At 72.4% G+C, this 16,003-nt stretch carries 17 protein-coding genes; 12 read left to right on the forward strand and 5 right to left on the reverse strand.

Translation table 11 applies throughout. The features are described 5' to 3' along the window. Positions 1–71: 71 nt before the first annotated feature. Positions 72–1,001, forward strand: a complete 930-nt coding sequence (gene nudC / locus ABZ956_RS01785) for an NAD(+) diphosphatase (RefSeq protein ID WP_361885372.1) — start codon at positions 72–74, stop codon at positions 999–1,001. 17 nt (positions 1,002–1,018) lie between these two features. Here nudC and ABZ956_RS01790 read toward each other — a convergent pair whose 3' ends face one another. After that, entirely contained in the window at positions 1,019–1,261 is a 243-nt protein-coding gene (locus tag ABZ956_RS01790; RefSeq protein WP_361885375.1) for a mycoredoxin, read from the reverse strand. A 159-nt stretch (positions 1,262–1,420) separates the two neighbouring features. Here ABZ956_RS01790 and ABZ956_RS01795 point away from each other — a divergent pair, with 159 nt between their 5' ends. The 5 genes from ABZ956_RS01795 to ABZ956_RS01815 all read left to right on the forward strand — a co-directional run bounded on the left by ABZ956_RS01795 (position 1,421) and on the right by ABZ956_RS01815 (position 5,187). Further along, positions 1,421–3,625, forward strand: coding sequence for an ATP-dependent DNA helicase UvrD2 (locus ABZ956_RS01795; protein WP_361885378.1), 2,205 nt, complete (start codon positions 1,421–1,423; stop codon positions 3,623–3,625). A 153-nt stretch (positions 3,626–3,778) separates the two neighbouring features. Beyond that, on the forward strand, positions 3,779–4,069 hold the full coding sequence (locus ABZ956_RS01800) for a hypothetical protein (protein WP_361885381.1): 291 nt from the start codon (positions 3,779–3,781) through the stop codon (positions 4,067–4,069). A 131-nt stretch (positions 4,070–4,200) separates the two neighbouring features. Then, positions 4,201–4,563 carry a WhiB family transcriptional regulator gene (locus ABZ956_RS01805; RefSeq protein ID WP_361885384.1) on the forward strand — a complete coding sequence of 121 codons (363 nt, stop codon included), beginning with the start codon at positions 4,201–4,203 and terminating at the stop codon, positions 4,561–4,563. Next, a complete protein-coding gene (locus ABZ956_RS01810) occupies positions 4,560–4,886 on the forward strand; it encodes a hypothetical protein (protein ID WP_361885387.1) in 327 nt (108 codons plus the stop codon). Before ABZ956_RS01805 ends, ABZ956_RS01810 begins: the two co-directional genes overlap by 4 nt. A 121-nt stretch (positions 4,887–5,007) precedes the next feature. Further along, positions 5,008–5,187, forward strand: coding sequence for a hypothetical protein (locus ABZ956_RS01815; protein ID WP_361886633.1), 180 nt, complete (start codon positions 5,008–5,010; stop codon positions 5,185–5,187). Positions 5,188–5,223: 36 nt separating this feature from the next. On the opposite strand, the gene ABZ956_RS01820 is transcribed toward ABZ956_RS01815, so the two are convergent. Next, on the reverse strand, positions 5,224–6,588 hold the full coding sequence (locus ABZ956_RS01820) for an AarF/ABC1/UbiB kinase family protein (RefSeq protein ID WP_361885390.1): 1,365 nt from the start codon (positions 6,586–6,588) through the stop codon (positions 5,224–5,226). 77 nt (positions 6,589–6,665) lie between these two features. Beyond that, a complete protein-coding gene (locus ABZ956_RS01825) occupies positions 6,666–7,736 on the reverse strand; it encodes a ThiF family adenylyltransferase (RefSeq protein ID WP_361886635.1) in 1,071 nt (356 codons plus the stop codon). A 356-nt stretch (positions 7,737–8,092) separates the two neighbouring features. Between ABZ956_RS01825 and ABZ956_RS01830 the strand changes: the two genes are divergently transcribed. From ABZ956_RS01830 to ABZ956_RS01845, 4 genes are all read left to right on the forward strand, one after another. Then, positions 8,093–8,689, forward strand: a complete 597-nt coding sequence (locus tag ABZ956_RS01830; protein ID WP_361885393.1) for a M48 family metallopeptidase — start codon at positions 8,093–8,095, stop codon at positions 8,687–8,689. A 94-nt stretch (positions 8,690–8,783) separates the two neighbouring features. Beyond that, entirely contained in the window at positions 8,784–10,502 is a 1,719-nt protein-coding gene (locus tag ABZ956_RS01835) for a TerD family protein (RefSeq protein ID WP_361885396.1), read from the forward strand. An 11-nt stretch (positions 10,503–10,513) separates the two neighbouring features. Beyond that, complete coding sequence (locus ABZ956_RS01840; protein ID WP_361885398.1) at positions 10,514–11,197, forward strand: AIM24 family protein; 684 nt, start codon at positions 10,514–10,516, stop codon at positions 11,195–11,197. Between the two features lie 16 nt (positions 11,198–11,213). Next, a complete protein-coding gene (locus ABZ956_RS01845) occupies positions 11,214–11,972 on the forward strand; it encodes an AIM24 family protein (protein WP_361885401.1) in 759 nt (252 codons plus the stop codon). Positions 11,973–12,050: 78 nt separating this feature from the next. Here the strand turns inward: ABZ956_RS01845 and ABZ956_RS01850 are convergent, their stop codons facing one another. Both ABZ956_RS01850 and ABZ956_RS01855 read right to left on the reverse strand, forming a co-directional pair. Continuing rightward, positions 12,051–12,572: an NUDIX hydrolase gene (locus ABZ956_RS01850; protein WP_361885404.1), complete on the reverse strand. Its 522-nt coding sequence runs from the start codon at positions 12,570–12,572 to the stop codon at positions 12,051–12,053. Next, the gene (locus ABZ956_RS01855) at positions 12,569–13,990 is read right to left on the reverse strand and encodes a zinc-dependent metalloprotease (RefSeq protein WP_361885407.1); all 1,422 of its coding nucleotides are present in this window, start codon (positions 13,988–13,990) and stop codon (positions 12,569–12,571) included. Before ABZ956_RS01855 ends, ABZ956_RS01850 begins: the two co-directional genes overlap by 4 nt. Positions 13,991–14,195: 205 nt before the next feature. Here ABZ956_RS01855 and ABZ956_RS01860 point away from each other — a divergent pair, with 205 nt between their 5' ends. Together ABZ956_RS01860 and ABZ956_RS01865 are read left to right on the forward strand one after the other, a co-directional pair. Continuing rightward, positions 14,196–15,320 carry an SDR family oxidoreductase gene (locus ABZ956_RS01860; protein WP_361885410.1) on the forward strand — a complete coding sequence of 375 codons (1,125 nt, stop codon included), beginning with the start codon at positions 14,196–14,198 and terminating at the stop codon, positions 15,318–15,320. A 98-nt stretch (positions 15,321–15,418) separates the two neighbouring features. Further along, positions 15,419–15,877, forward strand: a complete 459-nt coding sequence (locus ABZ956_RS01865) for a molybdenum cofactor biosynthesis protein MoaE (protein ID WP_218182905.1) — start codon at positions 15,419–15,421, stop codon at positions 15,875–15,877. Positions 15,878–16,003 lie beyond the last annotated feature (126 nt).

Consider the following 16,003-nt stretch of genomic DNA (forward strand, 5'->3'; position numbering starts at 1 on the left):
AGCCACAGGCCCAGCCCGCGACGTACCCGCACACGCACCACCACCATCCGTAGGGGGAGTTGGAAGCAGCCGTGACCACCTGGACCGAATTCGCAGCCACCCGGCCCATCACGCTCAGCGGTGCCAGCGGCATCGACCGTGCCGCGCACCACCGACTGGACGAGGCGTGGATCTCCGCGGCGTGGAGTCACCCCTCGACGCGGGTCTTCGTGGTCTCCGGCGGTCAGGCGCTGGTCGACGACACCCCCGACGGCCGCACGGAGCTGGTGATGACGCCGGCCTTCGAGGCGCCCGTCACCGAGACGCACCGCTACTTCCTCGGCCAGGACGAGGACGGAGTGGCCTACTTCGCGCTGCAGAAGGACGCGCTGCCGGGCCGCATGGACCAGTCCGCGCGCCCGGCCGGGCTGCGCGAGGCGGGCCTGCTGCTCTCGCCGCGCGACGCCGGCCTGCTCGTCCACGCGGTCGCCCTGGAGAACTGGCAGCGGCTGCACCGCTTCTGCTCGCGCTGCGGCGAGCGCACGGTCATCGCGGCCGCCGGCCACATCCGCCGCTGCCCGGCCTGCGGCGCCGAGCACTACCCGCGCACCGACCCGGCCGTGATCATGCTGGTGACGGACGAGAAGGACCGCGCGCTGCTGGGCCGCCAGATGCACTGGCCGGAGGGCCGCTTCTCGACGCTCGCGGGCTTCGTCGAGCCTGGCGAGTCCATCGAGCAGGCCGTGCGCCGGGAGGTCGCCGAGGAGGCGGGCGTGACCGTCGGCGAGGTGGAGTACATCGCGAGCCAGCCCTGGCCCTTCCCCTCCAGCCTCATGCTCGGCTTCATGGCGCGGGCCACGTCCTCGGACATCCAGGTGGACGGCGAGGAGATCCACGAGGCGCGCTGGTTCTCCAGGGAAGAGCTGCGGGCCGCGTTCGCGTCCGGGGAGGTCCTGCCTCCGACCGGGATCTCGATCGCGGCCCGACTGATCGAGCTCTGGTACGGCGAGCCGCTGCCCTAACGGGCCCGGCACCGCGTTCAGGCGCCGATCTTGGCCTTCACCTGGGCCAGCGAGGGGTTGGTGAGCGTGGAGCCGTCCGGGAAGAGAACGGTGGGGACCGTCTGGTTCCCGCCGTTCGCCTTCTCCACGAACGCCGCCGAGTCGGCGTCGAGCTCGATGTTGATCTCGTTGTACGCGATGCCCTCGCGCTCCATCTGGCTCTTCAGCCGGCGGCAGTAGCCGCACCAGGTGGTGCTGTACATCGTCACGCTGCTCGACATGCGACCCGCGCTCCTTTTCCTCGAATTCCTCGGTGCTGTTCCGGAGGTCTAACGCGCACCTGTACCCAGCCATTCCCACCGGTCGTATTAGTACGACCACCCTGCCCCGCCTGTGGACAACATTCCCGGTCGCCTCCGCCGACCTGGCAGCATGGCGGGGTGACAGCAGCAACGCACTCCACTCTCTTCCCGCAGGCGCCGGACTCCGCCGACGCGGTGCTCGACGGGCTCGACCCCGAGCAGCGCGAGGTGGCCACGGCCCTCAGCGGACCGGTGTGCGTGCTGGCCGGAGCCGGTACGGGCAAGACGCGCGCGATCACCCACCGCATCGCGTACGGCGTCCGCTCCGGCGTGCTCCAGCCCTCCAGTGTGCTCGCCGTCACCTTCACCAACCGTGCCGCGGGCGAGATGCGCGGCCGGCTGCGCCAGCTCGGCGCGGGCGGCGTCCAGGCGCGCACGTTCCACTCGGCCGCTCTGCGCCAGCTCCAGTACTTCTGGCCCAAGGCCGTGGGCGGGGAGCTGCCCCGGCTGGTGGAGCGCAAGGTCCAGATCGTCGCGGAGGGGGCCGCGCGCTGCGGGGTGCGGCTGGACCGCAACGAGCTGCGTGACGTGACGGCCGAGATCGAGTGGGCGAAGGTCACCCAGACCGTTCCCGAGGACTATCCGGCCGCCGCCGCCAAGTCCGGCCGCGAGGTCCCCCGCGACCCCGCCGAGATCGCCCGCGTCTACGGCACGTACGAGCAGCTCAAGCGCGACCGCGGCTTGATCGACTTCGAGGACGTCCTGCTGCTGACGGTCGGGGTGCTCCAGGACCGGCACGACATCGCCGAGACCGTGCGCCGCCAGTACCAGCACTTCGTGGTCGACGAGTACCAGGACGTCAGCCCGCTCCAGCAGCGGCTGCTGGAGCTGTGGCTGGGGGACCGGGACAATCTGTGCGTCGTCGGCGACGCCAGCCAGACGATCTACTCCTTCACCGGCGCCACCCCCGACCACCTGCTCAACTTCCGCACCCGCCATCCGCGCGCCACGGTCGTCAAGCTCGTCCGCGACTACCGCTCCACGCCCCAGGTCGTGCACCTGGCCAACGGCCTGCTCTCCCAGGCCCGCGGCCGCGCCGCCGAGCACCGGCTGGAGCTGATCTCCCAGCGCGACGCGGGCCCCGAGCCGGTCTACGGCGAGTACGCCGACGAGCCCGCCGAGGCCGAGGGCACGGCCCGGCGCGTGCGGGACCTCATCGACGCCGGGGTACCCGCGAGCGAGATCGCGATCCTCTACCGCATCAACGCCCAGTCCGAGGTCTACGAGCAGGCTCTGGCCGATGCCGGCGTGCCCTATCAGCTGCGGGGGGCCGAGCGGTTCTTCGAGCGCCCCGAGGTGCGGGAGGCCGGACTGCTGCTGCGCGGCGCCGCCCGGGCCGGCGGCCACTCCGACCCGCAGCTGGCGGCCGCCGAGGACGTGCCCTCGCAGGTCCGCGCGGTGCTCAGCACCCGGGGCTGGACGAGCGAGCCCCCCGCCGGCTCGGGCGCGGTGCGCGACCGCTGGGAGTCCCTGGCGGCCCTGGTGCGGCTCGCCGAGGACTTCGTCCGGGCCAGGCCCGGCGCCACCCTCGCCGATCTCGTGGCCGAGCTCGACGAGCGGGCCAGTGCCCAGCACGCCCCGACGGTGGAGGGTGTGACACTCGCCTCACTCCACGCCGCCAAGGGCCTGGAGTGGGACGCCGTCTTCCTCGTCGGGCTCACCGAGGGCATGCTGCCGATCACCTACGCCAAGACCGACGAGCAGGTGGAGGAGGAGCGCCGGCTGCTCTACGTCGGCGTCACCCGCGCCCGCTGCCACCTCTCCCTCTCCTGGGCGCTCTCCCGTACCCCCGGCGGCCGCCCCTCCCGGCGGCCCACCCGCTTCCTGAACGGGCTGCGGCCGGGCTCCGCGGCCCCGCGCCCCGGCTCCCCGGGCGCGGGCGGGCAGGGCGGCATCGAGCGGGGGGCCGTCCGCAAGCGGCGCGGGCCCGCGCGCTGCCGGGTCTGCGGGCGGACGCTGACCGACGCGGGCGAGATCAAACTGATGCGCTGCGAGGACTGCCCCTGCGACCTCGACGAGGCCCTCTACGAACGGCTGCGCGACTGGCGGGCCGAGCAGGCCCGGCAGCTGGGCCAGCCCGCCTACTGCGTCTTCACCGACAAGACGCTCCTCGCGATTGCCGAGGCCGTTCCGGGAACCGAATCGGAGCTGGCGGGCATCTCTGGTGTCGGGGCACGGAAGCTCGGCAGGTTCGGAGCCGACGTCCTGGCCCTGTGCGCGGGCGAGGAGCCGACCTCGGAACACGTGTCCCAGGACACCTCCGAAGAATCTCCGGAAAAATAGTTTGCGCACGCGGAGGGCCTACCCATAGCCTTCCGAGCAGGGAAACGACGGCTCTGCGGTACTACCGGGATTCGTTGGATCCATGCTGTACTGAACCGAAGACCTGGACCGGTTTCACCCGGTCCCCGAAGACGCCGAAGGGAGGCGGAGACAATGATCAGCTTTATCGCCAGCAACAAAATGACCGATCGCCAGGTCGGCTCCGCCAGCATGCTCGCCTTCACCTTCGGCCCGTTCCAGGGCACCGGTCTGTCCGGTGAGGCGTCGGTCCGTCCCGAACGGCGACCGGCCAACGCGTCCCAGGTAAAGGCAGCAGCAGCGGCACAGGCCCAGGCCTATGCCCCGACGGCGGCCGCCAATGGCGCCGGATCCCTGAACGCACAGCACCACCTTCCCAAGACGTGGGCCTTCCGTGGGCTCGAACCCTGGAGAGATCCAGCCTGATCGGCGCGATCAGGTCGGCACCTTCCAGGGCCGCGGAACCCACACCGGGATCCGCGGCCCTTTTGTTTGCCCCCAGCCTGGGGAAACCAGCCCGGCCACCAGCCGGAACAACAGACGAGGAATGACACACCGTGCAACTCAAGGCACACACCCCGTCAGTAGCGACCGACTTGATCCCCCCGCCTGTCCCCACGGAGGACACCTTGACCCCGCTCACCGCCCTGACCGACCTCGACGACGCCATCGAGAACCTCGGCGTCCCGGTCCCCTGCCGCAGCTATGACCCGGAGGTCTTCTTCGCCGAGTCCCCGGCTGACGTGGAGTACGCCAAGTCGCTCTGCCAGACCTGCCCGCTGCGTGCGGCCTGCCTCGCCGGCGCCAAGGACCGCCGCGAGCCGTGGGGCGTCTGGGGCGGCGAACTGTTCGTCCAGGGTGTGGTCGTCGCCCGCAAGCGGCCCCGTGGCCGCCCGCGCAAGAACCCGGTCAACGCATGATCACCACCGGCACCATCGACCGCCCCACGACGCACGACCCCAAGAAGCAGGACCCGACGATGCAGCGCCCGTCCCCTGAGCCATTCGGCTCCAGCACCCCCACCCGTGATGCCTTCGGCGCGACCGCCTCGCGCCAGAACAGGAACCTCGAAATGCAACTCATCCCAGAAGCCCTGGCTCGTGCGCATATGCACGACCGCTTGCGGGAGGCGGAGTCCCAACGCCCGGCCGTACGGCTGGCCGCCGCCCGCCGCATGCAGCGCCGCGCCGAGCGCGCCTCGCTGCGCGCGCGTCGTGCTCTGGCCATGGCCGTCATGCAGTGAGCCCTCGCGGGGCCGGTCCGTTCGGACCGGCCCCGCGCCGCGTTGGGTGCGCCACCCGCTCCCGGCCCGCCCGCGGGGATATCGTCTGGGAGTGGACCGGAAGTCGCATGAACCAGTGCAGTTGGACCCTGAGGCCACCGAGACCGTCACCTGCGCTCGCTGTGGCAAGGCAGCCCCCGACGGCGCACCGCCGACCTGGACCTGCTCCGTCGAGAACGGCAGCCGTCGCTATTTCTGCGACGACTGCGCCCGCGCCAACATCAGATCGATCGAAGGCCGGCTCGACTCGTCCTGGTGGTGAGCCCACCCACGCCTGACGGCGGGGAGAGCCCCGCCATCAGGCGGGCGTGTCCTGAGTCCGGGGCTCCGCCGCGAACCCGGGCACCCACGCCTCCATCTCCTCGCGCAGCCGCACCGTGGCACCCAGCTGGCACAGCACCCCTATGGTGCTCATCGTCACCCGGTGGATCAGCAGATACGCCGGGGGCAGATTGAGCTGCCGGGCCAGCTGGTACGCGGGGGAGCGGGGATCGGCGATCCGCGTCGCCTGGGCCCGCATCCAGTCACGGGTGAACGTGAACTCCGTCACCTGCGCCGGCTCGATGATCGGCAGCAGATAGTCGAGCACCGCCCCCGGGTCCAGCTCGATCTCCGGCTTGACGAACCCCTCCTCGCGCAGCAGCTCGTGGACCGCGTCCGCCTGGCCGGCCAGCGTCATGCGCAGCGCGTTACCGATCTCGACGGGCAGCCCCTGCGGCAGCCGGTCGACCGTGCCGAAGTCCAGCACCCCCAGCCGCCACTTCTCCGGCGGCCCGTCCGGGGCGTCCCCGGTCAGGAGCCGGAAGTTGCCCGGGTGCGGGTCGGCGTGGAGCAGCCCCGTGCGAGCCGCTCCCGAGAAGAGGAAGCGGGCCAGCAGCTGACCGGCCCGGTCCCGCTGCTCCTGGGTGCCGTGCGCTATCACCTCGGACAGCGGCACCCCCTCCAGCCACTCCGTCACCAGCACCTGGTCGCTCTGGTGGACCACGTCCGGCACCGTCACATCGGCATCGCCGGCGAACTCCCGTGCGTGCGCGCTCTGGGCCCGTGCCTCCAGCTCATAGTCCAGCTCCTCGGACACCCGGTCACGCAGCTCGGTGATGAGCGGCTTGATGTCCATGCCGGGTACCAGCGGCCCCAGCAGCTTGGCGAACCGGCCCAGTTGGGTCAGATCGGACAGCAGTGCCTCGCCCGCTCCCGGATACTGCACCTTGACCGCGACCTCGCGTCCGTCGTGCCAGACCGCCCGGTGCACCTGGCCGATCGAGGCCGCCGCCGACGGCTTGTCGTCGAACTCCAGGAACAGATCCCGCCAGTCCTCCCCGAGCCGCTCCGCCAGCGCCGCGTGCACCGACTTCGTCGGCATCGGCGGCGCGGCCTCCTGAAGCTTGGTCAGCGCCGTCCGGTAGGGGCCGGCGATCTGCTCCGGAAGCGCCGATTCGAAGACGGACAGCGCCTGACCAAGCTTCATGGCACCCCCCTTGAGCTGTCCGAGCGTCGCGAAGAGCTGCTCCGCGGTGCGCTGCTGCAGCTCTGCGGCGATCTTCTCCGCCGGCCGTCCGCCGATGCGTTTTCCCAGCCCGAGCGCCGTTCGCCCGGCGAACCCCAACGGCAGCGCGGCCAACTTGGCGGTACGGGTGACCGCCTTGCGGGGTAGATCAGACATGCGCCCCTCCAACTAGCTGAACAGCCACGCCGCGGACGGCGGTTACCGGGTCATTGTCCCGTGCGGTGCCCCTGTGATCACGGCCTATCCGGATGCCCGGAATCCGCCGCGCCGCATGGACACCGCGGATGCGGCTCGACGGGCCGGGGAGACCAGGCCGGACCCGGCAGTGCCAGCTCCAGCCGGACCCCCGCTCCCGACGTGGACCCACCGTCGAGGAAGGCGAGCGCCCGCGCCACGGTCAGCCCCGCCACGACCGTGGCCAGTGCCATGTCGCACGACGGTACCCCCGAGGCGCGGCCGGACTTCCACTGGGCGAGCATCCGGGGCCACGCGCTGTCCCGGTCGGCCCGCCCCAGCTCGATACAGCCCGCGCACGCCGACGCCCGCGGCAGCACCAGCGGCCCCAGCACACCCGTGGCCTCCAGCACCCCCGCGTACATATGGGGCGTCCCCGAGGAGACCAGCTCATGCGCCGCCAGGGGATCCGGTGCGTAGGCGGCCAGGCCGTCGCGGGGCGCGAGGACCACCAGGGCCAGCGGCGGCTCGGCCTCCGCCCGCTCGCGGTCCGCCCCCGCCCCGCCGGCCCGGCCCCGGGACCGGGGCACGGGCGCGACCTGCCGGACCACCTGCCGCGCGGCGGCTTCCCGCCGCTCCCCGGTACGCTCGGGCCCCACCCCCGCCGGTGAGACGTCCCACGGCTCGACGCGACCGCCGTCCAGCACGTCGACCCGGCCCACCCCCGAGGCCGACAGCAGAGCCGCCACGGCCGCGCCCACCCGTCCGGCACCCCTCACCTGCACCCGCATCGCCTGCCGCGCCGCCATCAGCCGCATCGCCGCCCCGGGCCCGGAGTGCAGCACCGACAGCGACGCCAGGTCCGGCCGCAGCCGCTCCAGGGCACCGCCACGGCTGCGTAACGCCGCGGCCCCCTCGCCGCCGCCCCGCGCGTCGTCGAGCAGCCCGGCCCCGCCGAGCCGCTCCACCAGCGCGTCCGCACGGCCCTCCGGCAGACCCATTCCGCGCGCCTCCTCGCGCAGAAGGGGCATACCGCGCGTCCCGTCGAGCAGGCCGAGGAAGCAGCCGGTGGCCGTGTCCACCGGCCCCACGACCACCGCGTGCGCGGGCGCGGCCCCGAACTGCACCATGTCGCGGTTCCGCCAGGCACGCCGCAGCGCGGGCTTGATCACCGGATGCGCGAAGCCCGCGGCGGCCGCCGCGGGCACGCGGACGGCAGCGGGCACGCCGCGATCACCGGAGCCCGCGGCCGTCGCGGCGGGCAGGGATGGCGTGGTGGGCACGGATGGCGTGGAGCTCAAGGACGTGGTCTGCATGGTTCCCCCCTCGGTCGGACTTCAGCTTGCCCGCCCCGGCCGGTCACCGTGCGAAGTTATCCACAGGCGCGGAGTGATTGTCGTACAAGCCCTGCGAACTGCGGGTGTTTCCCCCGACAACCGACGGAGGGGCGGGACTTCCCGCACCGCCAGCGGGTAACGTCGGGCTCGTGCCCGTCGATCCTCTGCACAGCGCCGCAAGACCACCGCGCAGCGCCCCGAGCCCGCTCCAGACGGCCTCGGAGGCCCGTGCGGTCGAGGTCCGACGAAGCGCGCGCCGACGCAGGACGGTCTCCGCCTACCGCGAGGGCGACCGCACGATCGTTCTCATCCCCGCCCGCATGTCGGACGCCGAGGAACAGCGCTGGGTCACCGTGATGCTCGACAAGCTCGCGGCGCAGGAGAGCAAGCGGATGCTCGGCGACGCCGAGCTCGCCGACCGGGCCCGCCGCCTCTCCGAGCAGTATCTGGACGGCCGGGCGCGCCCCGACAGCGTCCGCTGGGTGACCAACCAGAACACCCGCTGGGGCTCGTGCACCCCCGCCGAAGGCAGCATCCGCCTGTCGCACCGCCTCCAGGGCATGCCCGAGTACGTCGTCGACTACGTCCTCCTGCACGAGCTCGGCCACCTGCTCGTCCCGGGGCACGGGCCCGAGTTCTGGCGGCTCCTCACGTCCTACCCGCGCACCGAGCGTGCCCGCGGATACCTCGAGGGCGTGGTCGCCGCCGACCGGCTGCCCCACCTTCCCGCCGCCCGCGGCGAGTGACGAGCCCCTCCCCGGAATCACGCCCTGTCGGTGTCAGCCGTTAGCCTGGCGCAACGCATTCACCACAGGTTCGGATGGGGGACGGTCGTCACGCATGTCCAGGGAATTCCAGCGCGGCCACAAGGCCAAGATCAGTGACCTGACGGCGGGGACCGATCTGTACGTGGGAGTGCAGATCGGCGGCCCCGGTCTGTCCTTCGACATCAGCTGCTTCGGCCTCGACGCCGCCGAGCGGCTCTCCGACGACCGGTACTTCATCTTCTTCAACCAGCCGAAGTCGCCCGAGGAGGCGATCCAGCAGCTCGGGGCGCAGGCCGGGGACACGGAGTCCTTCCGCGTCACCCTCGACCGCGTCCCCGCGCACATCCACAAGCTCTCCTTCACCGCGACGGTGGACGGCGCCGGCCAGATGTCGCAGGTCGGCCCCGGCTACCTCCGCGTCGTCGCGGGCGGCGTGGAGGTGGCCCGCTACTCCTTCACCGGTGCCGAGTTCAGCACCGAGCGCGCGGTGATGCTGGGCGACTTCTATCTGAAGGACGTCTGGCGGTTCGCCGCCGTCGGGCAGGGCTTCGACGGTGGCCTGGAAGCGCTGCTGAGGAACTTCGGCGGCGAGGTGCTGGAAGAGGAGGAGCCCGCGCCTGTGCCTGCCGCGCCCGCCCCCGCCTTCGCGCCTCCCGCGCAGGCGAGCGCGCCCCCCGCCTTCGCACCGCCCGCCGCCGCCCAACCGGCCCCCGCGGCACCGGCCCCGGCACCGGCCCCGGCCCCCGCGCCCGTACCCGCGCAGGGCTTCGCGCCCCCGCCGGGCAGCACGCCGCCTCCGCCCGGCAGCACGCCGCCGGCGCCGCCCGCGGCCCCGCAGGCGCACATGGCCGCGACCATGGCCGCGCCCCTCGCGCCTCCCGGGTACTTCTCCGGCGGCCAGACCCCGCCCGGCGGTGCCGTCCCGCCGCCCCCCGGCCCGCCCGGAGTGCCCGGCCAGCCCGCCCCGTACGGCCAGCCGGCCGCGCCCGCCCAGGGCTACCCCGCCCAGCAGTCCTACGGCCAGCCGGTCATGCCGGCCCAGCCCGCTCACTCTTATCCGGGCCAGCCCGCCCCGTACGGAGCCCCCGCGCCCGCCGCGGCGCCGCAGGGCACCGGCGCGGGTCCCGTCGTACCCGGCGTCCAGGGGGCCTTCGACAAGTACCGCGAGGCACCCAACGGGCAGCGCTGGACCCTGCAGAACCACAGCCTCATCCGCGTCGACCTGGGCGCCGACCCGCAGCCCGTGCTCGCCCGGCAGGGCAGCATGGTCCTCTACCAGGGCAAGGTCGACTTCAGCTACAAGGGCGCCGGTTTCATGGGCCGCATCGTCGGGAACGCGACCGGCCAGGAGATGCAGCTGATGCGCTGCACCGGCCGCGGACAGGTCTTCCTCGCCGAGAACTCCGCGCACGTCCACCCCATCCAGCTGGAGAACGACGCGATCTGCGTCTCCGCCGACGCCGTGCTCGCCTTCGACGAGTCGCTGCACCACGAGGTCCGCCGGATCGAAGGCCACGGCATCCCCGGCGGCGCCCTGTTCACCATGCAGTTCCACGGCACCGGAACCGTCGTCGTCAAGACGCACGGCACCCCGGTGGTGCTGCCGGTCACCCCGACCACCTACGCCGACAGCAACGCCATCGTCGCCTGGTCGGCGGCCGCCCAGGTCGTCATGTCCAGCCAGGTGCGGCTGCGCCGCAACTCCTACCCGGGCCACAGCGGGGAGACCGTCAATCTCCAATTCCGCGGCGCGCCCGGAAACTTCATCGTCGTCCAGCCCTACGAGGTCTGAGGGAGCCCGTCATGGACCAGTCGCTGATCTCGGGCCACGCCCCGACCCCGCCCGCCGCCCGCATGGAGAACCACGGCAGCAGCATGCTCAAGGTCGCCATGCAGAGCGGCCACGACCTGTTCGCCCGCACCGGCTCGATGGTCGCCTACGAGGGCTACATCCAGTACGAGGCGAACGCCCCCGCCGTCCGCCAGATGGCCTCCCAGTGGATCACCGGCGAGGGCGCTCCCCTCATGAAGTGCACCGGCGACGGCATCCTCTACCTCGCCGACTACGGCGCGGACGTCGTCTGCATCAACCTCAACGGCGAATCGGTCTCCGTCAACGGCACCAACCTGCTGGCCTTCGACGCACACCTGCAGTGGGGCGTCGAACGCGTCAAGGGGATGGCCAAGTTCGCCGGACAGGGCCTGTTCAACGTCGTCGTCAGTGGCACCGGCTGGGTCGCGCTGACCTCGCGCGGCACGCCCATCGTCGTCGACTGCGGCCGCGGCGAGGACGAGACGTACGTGGACCCTGACGCCCTCGTCGCCTGGTCCACCAACCTGCGGATGAAGGGGAAGCGCAGCTTCAAGGCTTCCTCGATGATCGGCCGCGGCAGTGGCGAGGCGTATCAACTGGGCTTCTCCGGCCAGGGATTCGTAGTGGTACAGCCCAGCGAGGACAGCACCGACCGGCTCCGGGCCCGGGGCTGAGGGGACGACGACAGACATGCAGAGCCCGCTCTTCGGCCACACCGAGGCCCAGACGCAGGACCGCTACGCCCTGCAGAACCCGCAGATGCTGCGCGTGGCGCTCACCGGACACGACGACGTCCTCGCACGCAAGGGCTCGATGGTCGCCTACCAGGGCCTCATCGAGTTCGACGGCGAGTACCGCACGCGCACCCAGCAGCGCGCCCAGGCGCACACCGGTGAGGGCCTGGACCTGATGCGCTGCTCCGGCCAGGGCACGGTCTTCCTCGCCAACCTCGCCCAGCACGTCCACGTCGTCGACGTGGACCGCGACGGGCTGACCGTGGACGGCGCGTACGTCCTCGCGCTGGACTCCACCCTGCACTGGGAAACGATCGCGGTGGACAGCCAGCAGGGCATCTCCGGCACCGGCGCGTACAACCTCAACATCACCGGCCAGGGCAAGGTCGCGCTGATGACCTCGGGCCAGCCGCTGATGCTCCACTCCACGGGACACAACTACGTCTACGCCGACGCGGACGCCGTCGTCGCCTGGTCGTCCTCGCTGCGCGTCAACATGCAGGCGCAGACGTCCTCGTCGAGCGTGTGGCGCCGGCGCGGCAACACCGGCGAGGGCTGGGAGCTCAGCTTCCAGGGCCAGGGCTACGTCCTGGTCCAGCCCAGCGAGCTGCTGCCTCCGCAGGGCGCGCAGATCGGCCAGGGCCTCGCCGCGCAGTACGGTTTCGGCCAGAACGGGGCGCACGGCCAGAACCAGGGCAACATCTGGTCCAACTGAGCCCCTGCGCGTCGCCGCGCGGTCAGGGCATGAGTAAGGGGCGGTCGCCGTGGCGACCGCCCCTTACCGATCAGCTCGTCACAGACGCGCGAGCGTCCGCCGCAGCAGCTGGACGACGGAGTCGTCCGCGACACCGGCCACCTCCGCGTACGGGAACCAGCGCAGGTCCAGTGACTCGTCGCTGATGGCCTCCACGGCTCCCTCCGGCACCAGGGCCGCGTACTGCACGTCCAGGTGCCAGTTGCAGGGCGCGGGGATCGGGTGCCGGTCCAGCCGCACGGGGCCGCCCGGCAGCAGCGTCAGGCCCGCGATCCCCGACTCCTCGGTGGCCTCGCGCAGCGCGGCCTGCTCGAGCGTGGCGTCACCGGGCTCGCAGTGGCCGCCCATCTGGAGCCACATCCGCAGCTTGCGGTGCAGCGTCAGCAGCACCCTGCCGCGCTCGGGGTCGATCACCAGGGCGCTCGCCGTGACGTGCCCGGCCTGACAGGGCTTCCACATCCCGTCGGGATGCGTGCCCAGGTGGTCCAGGTACAGGCCGCGCAGCTCGTCCTGGTCCCCGTACTCCTTCAGAACGAGGACCGCGTTCTCGTGAAGGCTCACTTCGTGTCGTCGCCTTCGCCCTTTGCGCCCTTGTCGCCCTCGTCGGACTTCTTCTCCCCGGAGCCCTTCGCGGCCTCGCCCAGCATCTTGTCCAGCTCGGAGAAGTCCAGGTGCTCGCGGTGGACGAACCCGTCCGGGTCGTCCAGGTCCGCGGCCGTCGGCAGCATGTCCGGGTGCTCCCAGAGGCCGTCACGGCCCTCCAGGCCCCGCGCGTCCGTGAGCGAGGCCCACAGCCGCGAGGCGTCCCGCAGCCGGCGCGGACGCAGCTCCAGGCCGATCAGCGTGGCGAAGGTCTGCTCCGCCGGGCCGCCGGAGGCACGCCGCCTGCGCAGCGTCTCGCGCAGGGCACCGGCGGACGGCAGATGCGGCGCGGCCGCCGCGTGCACGACCGCGTCCACCCAGCCCTCGACCAGCGCGAGCGCGGTCTCCAGGCGGGCCAGCGCGGCCTTCTGCTCCGGAGTGTCCTCCGGCTGGAACATGCCCTGCTGGAGAGCTTCCTGCAGCTGCTCCGGGTGCGAGGGGTCGAGCTGGCCGACGACGTCCTCCAGCTTGGAGGTGTCGACCTTGATGCCGCGGGCGTAGCCCTCGACGGCACCGAACAGATGCGAGCGCAGCCACGGCACGTGGGCGAAGAGCCGCTGGTGGGCGGCCTCGCGCAGGGCCAGGTACAGCCGCACCTCGTCCTGCGGGACGCCCAGGCCGGAGCCGAAGGCCTCGATGTTCACCGGCAGCAGCGCGGCCTTGCCCGCGGGGCCCAGCGGCAGGCCGATGTCGGTCGAACCGACCACCTCGCCCGCCAGCACGCCCACGGCCTGGCCGATCTGGGTGCCGAACATCGCGCCGCCCATGCTGCGCATCATGCCCAGCAGCGGGCCCGCCATGGCCTGCATCTCCTCGGGCAGCACACCGCCCATGGCCGCCCCGACGCGCTCGGCGACCGGGTCCACCAGGTCCTTCCACACGGGCAGGGTCGCCTCGACCCACTCCGCGCGGCTCCAGGCGACGGCCGTGCCCGAACCCGACGGCAGCGACGTCACGCCGTCCAGCCACAGGTCGGCCAGGCGCACGGCCTCCTCGACCGCGGCCCGCTCGCCGGCCGTGACGCTGGCGTCCTTGCTGCCGTCCGCCGTGCCCTGGGCCACGGTCTGGCGCGCGATGTCCTTGGCCATGTCCCAGTTCACCGGGCCGCCCTCGTAGGAGAGCATCTGCCCGAGCTGCTGGAAGGCGGCGCCAAGATCGCCCGGGTTCATGGACCCGAACATCGCGGCGAAGGGGTTGTCCCCACCGCCTGCGGGCCCGCCGAACCCGAACGGATTCGCGGGTCCCTGGCCGCCCTGGCCGCCGCCCTTCTTCTTGCCGTCGTCGCCGTTCTCCGGCTCCTCCGGCGGAAGACCGAATCCGAATGGGGTGTCACTCACGGGTTTCCTCGGCTCGTAGGGCCGCCGGCTGTGGACCGGCGGCGAAATGCCCGACAACACCACCAAGCGTAGACACCTCGCCGCTATCCGGGCTTGGTGCTCCGCTCGCCCGGGGCCTGCGGCAGGATGGACGTCACCTGGTACGTACGCGTCATGACAAACGTGATGGCACATACGTACTGAAGACAACCGCTGGAGACGCCCGGTGAGTTCCCCCGACCGAGAAGTTCGCGCAGCGCGAAACGGTTCCGCGCTGGACAGTACGACCCCGCACGGCCGACGGCCCGTCGTCGCGGTCACCGGTGCCGCCCGCGGCGTCGGCGCGCTCCTCACGCGGCGGCTCGCCGCGTCCGAGGAGATCAAGCACGTCGTGGCCATCGACGAGCGCCGCGGGGACGTGAGCGAGGCGCAATGGCACGTGCTCGACGTCCGCGACCCCGTGATCGCCGAGAAGCTGCGGGGCGTCGACGTGGTCGTCCACCTCGCGCTCGACCTGGACCTGGAGACCGACGCCGCCGCCCGCACCGCCTACAACGTGCGCGGTACGCAGACCGTGCTGACGGCCGCGGCGGCCGCCGGCGTGCACCGGGTGGTGCTGTGCACCTCCGCCATGGTCTACGGCGCCCGCCCCGACAACGACGTACCCCTCGCCGAGGACGCCGAGCTGCGGGCGACCGCGGAGGCGACGGGCGTGGGCGACCTGCTGGAGATAGAGCGGCTGGCCAGGCGCGCGCCCCGGGCGCACCCCGGCCTGAACGTCACGGTGCTGCGCCCCGCCGTCCTGGTCGGCGGCACCGACACCGCACTGACCCGCTACTTCGAGTCACCCCGCCTCCTGGTGGTGGCCGGATCCCGGCCCACCTGGCAGTTCTGCCACGTGGAGGATCTGGTGAGCGCGCTGGAGTTCGCCGCCCTGGAGAAGGCCGAGGGCGAGCTCGCCGTCGGCTGCGACGGCTGGCTCGAGCAGGAAGAGGTCGAGGAGCTCACCGGCATCCGGCGCATGGAGCTGCCCTCGGCCGTCGCCCTCGGCGCGGCCTCGCGCCTGCACCGCCTGGGCCTCACCCCGTCGCCGGCCGGCGACCTGGAATACACGATGCACCCCTGGGTGGTCAGCGGCCACCGGCTCCACGACGCCGGCTGGCGGCCCCGGTGGACCAACGAGGAGGTCCTCGCGGAGCTGCTCGACGAGGTCGCGGGCCGGCACACGGTCGCCGGCCGCCGGCTGGGCCGCAAGGACGCCACCGCCGCGGGCGCCGCCGGCGCCACTGTCGCGCTGCTGGGCACCGCCGCGCTGGTGCGCCGGGCCCGCAAGGCCCGCCGCAGGCTGTAGGGCCCGGCAGGGCCCGTAGGACCGCGCGCGGTGGTGCGCCGGAAAACCGGTCGAACCACCGTTCCCCGCAGCCGCTCCGGTACGGCACGATGGACCGTATGGCGCGCACCCACGACCACCCCGGCGAACTCGCGGCCGCGGACCCCATCCGGCTTCTCGCGGTCCGGGACGCCCCGCTGTCCCTGGACGAGGTCTTCACGGCGGTCGGCGACGACGCCGCGGGCGGCACCGCGCTCTTCGTGGGCACCGTGCGTGACCACGACGGCGGCGCGGACGTCTCGGCGCTCGGCTACTCGGCGCACCCCACCGCGGAGGCCGAGCTGCGCCGCGTCGCGGAGAAGGTCGCGGCGGACTTTCCCGTACGGGCGATGGCCGCGGTGCACCGCGTGGGGGAGCTGGCCGTCGGGGACCTGGCGGTGGTGGTGGCCGTCTCCTGCCCGCACCGGGCGGAGGCGTTCGAGGCGTGCCGAAGACTCATCGACGACCTCAAGAGCGAGGTGCCGATATGGAAGCACCAGAGGTTCGCCGACGGGGCCGAGGAGTGGGTGGGGATCTAGCTCCGTCGCGGAGCGTCAAAGTCGCCCACTTACGGACCGTCCCTGGTTGCGTAACCGGCACCCTGACGTAAGCGTTGAGACCGAAGACGACTAATCTGCTCATCAGTTCAGTTGTGATCGCGTATG

The organism is Streptomyces sp. NPDC046261 (assembly GCF_040646235.1).
Lineage (GTDB): Bacteria > Actinomycetota > Actinomycetes > Streptomycetales > Streptomycetaceae > Streptomyces.

Excerpts from the sequence above, each read along its gene's own strand:
- ABZ956_RS01825 (WP_361886635.1), bottom strand. The coding sequence starts at position 7,736 with ATGGTGCAGTTCGGGGCCGCGCCCGCGCACGCGGTGGTCGTGGGGCCG.
- ABZ956_RS01800 (WP_361885381.1), top strand. The coding sequence starts at position 3,779 with ATGATCAGCTTTATCGCCAGCAACAAAATGACCGATCGCCAGGTCGGC.
- ABZ956_RS01810 (WP_361885387.1), top strand. The coding sequence starts at position 4,560 with ATGATCACCACCGGCACCATCGACCGCCCCACGACGCACGACCCCAAG.
- ABZ956_RS01845 (WP_361885401.1), top strand. The coding sequence starts at position 11,214 with ATGCAGAGCCCGCTCTTCGGCCACACCGAGGCCCAGACGCAGGACCGC.
- ABZ956_RS01865 (WP_218182905.1), top strand. The coding sequence starts at position 15,419 with ATGGCGCGCACCCACGACCACCCCGGCGAACTCGCGGCCGCGGACCCC.
- ABZ956_RS01840 (WP_361885398.1), top strand. The coding sequence starts at position 10,514 with ATGGACCAGTCGCTGATCTCGGGCCACGCCCCGACCCCGCCCGCCGCC.
- ABZ956_RS01790 (WP_361885375.1), bottom strand. The coding sequence starts at position 1,261 with ATGTCGAGCAGCGTGACGATGTACAGCACCACCTGGTGCGGCTACTGC.
- ABZ956_RS01835 (WP_361885396.1), top strand. The coding sequence starts at position 8,784 with ATGTCCAGGGAATTCCAGCGCGGCCACAAGGCCAAGATCAGTGACCTG.
- ABZ956_RS01820 (WP_361885390.1), bottom strand. The coding sequence starts at position 6,588 with ATGTCTGATCTACCCCGCAAGGCGGTCACCCGTACCGCCAAGTTGGCC.